Source organism: Streptomyces sp. NPDC057474, assembly GCF_042802555.1.
Classification (GTDB): Bacteria; Actinomycetota; Actinomycetes; order Streptomycetales; family Streptomycetaceae; genus Streptomyces.
In genome coordinates this window covers 1-3,916 of sequence record NZ_JBHVDX010000422.1, presented here as the reverse complement: position 1 = coordinate 3,916, position 3,916 = coordinate 1, and the positions used below count along the sequence as shown (strand labels likewise).

1 protein-coding gene is annotated in these 3,916 nt (G+C 76.3%); it reads right to left on the bottom strand.

The window, feature by feature from the left end; all coding sequences use genetic code 11:
* Positions 1–3,916: cation-translocating P-type ATPase (locus ACFU53_RS47100; protein ID WP_384006543.1), on the bottom strand; the 3,916-nt coding region annotated here is incomplete at both ends.

The following is a 3,916-nucleotide window of genomic DNA, read 5'->3' as shown; positions in this document are numbered from 1 at the left end:
GCGAGGAGCTTGTCGGGGCGGGCGGCCGACGGCCGGGCGGCGATGGCCATGGCCGGCAGCATGTCCGTGAGCAGGTTGACCAGGAGGAGCTGACGCGCGTTGAGCGCGCTGCGCCCGGTGAACAGACTGGTCGCCAGGGTGAAGGTGATCTCCCCGAGATTGCCGCCCAGCAGGATGCCCAGCGCCTTGCGCACCGAGGCCCACATGGACCGGCCCTCGACGATCGCGTCCACGATGGTCTCGATGCGGTCGTCGGTGACCACCACGTCGGCGGCCGAGCGGGCCGCCGGGGTCGCCCGGGAGCCGAGGGCGATGCCGACGTCGGCGATCCGGATGGCGGGCGCGTCGTTGGCGCCGTCACCGGTGACGGCGACGGTCCGGCCTGCCGCGCGCAGCGCGGTGACGATACGGACCTTGTGCGCCGGGGTGACCCGGGCGAACACCGTGATGTCCGGCAGCGTGCCGGCGAGCGCGGCGTCGTCGAGGGCGTCCAGTTCCGTGCCGGTCATCAGACGCGGTTCCTCGTCCGGCCGCAGCTCCCTGGCGATCGCGGCGGCGGTGCTCGGATGGTCCCCGGTGACCATGACGATGCGCACCCCGGCCGTGGCCAGCCGCCGCACGCTCTCGGCCGCGGTGGCCCGTACCGGGTCCGCGAGTCCCAGCAGGCCCAGCAGGCACAGGCCGTCGAGGTTCTCGTCGCTGAGGTCCGCGAGCTCGGCGAGTTCGCCGTCGTCCTGCGGCGCGTCCGACGGCAGCACGTGCTCCGCGACCGCCAGGACCCGTAGGCCCTGACGGGCCAGCCGATCGGTCTCCGCCTCGATCGCCTCCCGTGCCCGGTCGTCGAAGGGCTCGCTGCCGCCGTCGCGCCGGACACGGTCGCAGCGGGCCAGGACGACCTCCGGCGCGCCCTTGACGACGATCCGTGCCCGGCCGCCGGAGCGCCCCAGCACGGCGTGGAAGCCGCGCCCGGGCTCGAACGGCAGCTCCGTCACCCGGTCCCAGGTCTCGGAGGCGAGCCCGGCCGCCCGGGTGGGGGCGGCATCGAGCAGCTCGGCCCCGGCCGCGATGGCCCGGTCGGTGGGGTGGGCGAGCGAAGCGGCCGGGCCCGTCGGACCGGCCAGGGCGGCGGTGGCGACGATCCGGCGCAGCGCCGGGCCGAGCCGGTCCGGCGCACCCTGTTCCAGCGAGCCCAGCTCCAGCCCGTCCGACACCTGCTGGAGGCTGATCCGGCCTTCGGTGAGCGTGCCGGTCTTGTCGAAGCACAGCACATCGGTACGCCCGAGCGCCTCGATGGTGGGGGCGCTGCGGACGAGGGTGTCACGAGCGGACAGCCGACGGGCCGCCGCCAGCTCCGCGACCGTGGCCACGAAGGGCAGCCCCTCGGGCACGGCGGCGACGCACAGGCTGACCGCGGACCCCAGGGCCGCGCCCAGGGGTCGTCTGCGCAGCAGGTCCACGGCGAAGAGCGCGACGCCGGAGGCGACCGACAGCGGCAGGAACCACCGGCCGAGGGCCTTCAGCCGCCGCTCCACACCGCTCTCCGGCGGTCCTTCCCCGGGGTCCGTCCCGGCCGCGCTGCCGACCTCGGTGGCACTGCCGGTGGCGACGACCACGGCGAGCGCTTCGCCGGCCGCCACGGTCGTGCCCTGGTGGAGCATGGAGGTACGGTCGGCGACGGCCCGGGCGGCGCTGGGCCCGGCGGTCTTCACGACCGGCTCCGATTCGCCCGTCAGGCTGGACTCGTCGGCCTCCAGACCCGTCGCCCGCACCACCCTGCAGTCGGCCGGGACCGCGTCACCGGCCCGCAGCTCGACCACATCGCCGGGCACCAGGAGTTCGGCGGCCGACTCCACCGTCTCCTCCCGGCCGGCGCGGCGCACGCTCACCCGTACCGAGGTCGCCTCGACCAGTCGCCGCGCCACCTGGTCGGCCCGCTGTTGCTGCACCCCGCCCACCAGCGCGTCCACCCCCAGGACCCCGCCGATGAGCACGGCGTCCAGTACGGAGCCGAGTGCCGCCGAGATGCCGCCGCCGATCGCCAGGACGGGAGTGAGGGGATTGGCCAGCTCCTCCGCGATCCTGCCGACGAGGGTGACGGCACCGTCGTGCCGGTCACGACCCTCGGACTCCCTGCGCCGGGCGGCCTCCGCCTCGTCCAGCCCCCGGGAGGAGGTACCCAGACGCGCCATCACCTGACGCACCGTCATGGAGTGCCACGGCGTACGCTCGATGACCGCCGGAGCCGGCCGGGCGCGCAGCCGCCGGCCTGCCCAGAAGCCGACCGTCATCCCCGCGACCGTCACCGCGTCGGCCACCAGACGGACCCGCGCCCAGGCCCCCGGACGCGGGACGAAGAGGCCGAGAGCCCCGCCCGTGAGGGCGCCGGCGCCCTCCATACGGGTGCACAGCACGCCGATCCGCCGGGCCTCCGGCAGGGCCGTCAGCAGCATATGGACGACGTCGGGCCGGGCGGCGACATCCGCGTCCCACGGCACATGACGCGGACCGGTGATCACTCCGATGCCCAGATCGGCCCGGGCCAGCGCGCGTCGGGTGCGCGCCGACACCACCGCGACGCCATGGCCCTCCGCCTGGAGGGAGCGGACCAGCGCGGCCGTGCGGTCGTGCCCGGTGGGCAGCGGCTCGGGCAGTCCGAACCTGTGGTGCAGGCCGGGCGGTCCGCCGACCAGCCGCACCTGGCCGCACTCACCCGCCGCCCGCACCAAGTGGTGTGCCAGCGCGTGCAGTTGGGGGACCAGACCGGCCACGGCGACCGGTGTCCCGTCCCTGACGACGAGCAGGACCCGCGCCCCCTCCCCGGCCCACCGCGCGGTCTGCGCCGCCGTCTCCTCGGGCACCCCGGCGCCGCCGGGCCCGGGGTCCGTGCCGGTGAACGGCCGCAACTCCCAGCCCGCCCGCCGTGGCGGCGGCACGGGTCCGCGGCCCCGTCCGGCCCGCCCCCGCTGCGGCCGGTCCGACTCGATCAGCTCGTGGATCCGCGCGTGGATCTCGTCGTCGTCCGGGCCGTCCGCCGCCTCGGCCGTCCGGCCTGCGTCAGCCGTCCTGTGTGCCTCGGCGGTCTGGCCCGTGTCTGCTGTCTGGCCGGTCTCACTCGCCCTGCCCGTGCCGGCCGTCTCATGCGCCTCGGCCGTCCGGTCCGTGTCAGCCGTCTCACCCGCCCCGCCGAGCGGCGTCAGGCGCACCACGTGCTCGACCGTCCACCCGCCGGTGGCCAGCACCCGGGCGTCGAGGACGACGGTGTCGATCCGGTCGAGCCGGCGCAACGCCTCCGGCCGCAGCACCAGCGCTCCCCGGTCGGAGGCGGTCCGTGCCACCGAGCAGGCGAACGCCTCCTTGCCGAACCGCGGGCCCCTCGGTGTCCCGGCGGTCAGCAGTGCCAGACCCCGGTCATGGCTGAGCGTGCCCAGGGCGGTCAGCCCGTACGCCGCGAGGGACGCCGGGACCGCCAGGTTGGCGTACCGTTCGCCCGGTCCCGAGGGCAGCGGGGCGGGCCGCTTGTGAGCCGGTACCGCGTCATGGCGGTACGTCCCCTCGTGCGCGGCCAGCCGGTGCGCCCACTCCTCCCACGCACTGTGGCGGGCCTGCGCCTCCGTGTACCGGCCGCCGGCCAGCACGACGCTCACCAGGGCACCGAGCGGGCGGAACGTCAACGTCGTCACCAGGAGGTTCGCCGCGGCCCAGCCCCGCTCCGCGGCCCTCTCACCGACCCGCCGGGCGATGCCCTCGCGCAGCCCGGGCGTCGCCTCCGCGAGCTGGACCGCCGAGAGCACCACCGGCGGCAGCCCGCGCAGCCGCAGCAGGTTGCCGACCGACGCCGCCCCGAGCGCCACCACACCGGCGGCGAGCTGTACGGCCGCCTCGAGCTGTGGCCCCGCGGCCCCGGGGAAGCCCACCG